This window comes from Streptococcus oralis, from assembly GCF_004127215.1.
Lineage (GTDB): Bacteria > Bacillota > Bacilli > Lactobacillales > Streptococcaceae > Streptococcus > Streptococcus oralis_BD.
In genome coordinates, this window is record NZ_QEWJ01000084.1 from 1 (window position 1) to 432 (window position 432).

1 protein-coding gene is annotated in these 432 nt (G+C 55.1%); it reads right to left on the bottom strand.

All coding sequences use genetic code 11. The annotated features are described in order from the left end of the window. The coding region (locus DF216_RS10500; RefSeq protein ID WP_276318439.1) for a PilC/PilY family type IV pilus protein at positions 1-432 on the bottom strand (432 nt) is incomplete at both ends.

A 432-nucleotide genomic window follows, 5' to 3' on the forward strand; every position in this document is an offset into this window, starting at 1 on the left:
GAATACTGCTGTAGGGATGAAAGCGAACTCTTCCACGCCGGTTTTGGTGTTGAAACCATGCAACATGCCATCGTTGGATCCAACATAAACTCGAGGGCTGCGCTGGTCTGCCTCTGTCTTGAATGTGCCGTAGTCGCCGCTGGGTTCGATGGGGTTGGCCAGATAAGTGAGGTATTGGGCCGGTCCGACCACGGCTGGAGACGAGTGCACGATGTCCCCTAACACCGCCTGTAGTTGCCGGAATCCATCCATATTCTGCTGGCCACGGATGAAGTCGACCCGCTGTGCTCCTTTGGTGTCGGCCTGATTGTCCTTGTCCGGGTTGCGGTTCAGCCAAGTGGCTATCTGACTTCCCTCAATATTGCTCCATGTGAAAGGCTTAAGGCGGTTGGTTCCGCTATTGCTGGCGATGTAAGTATCACGAGTAGCGGG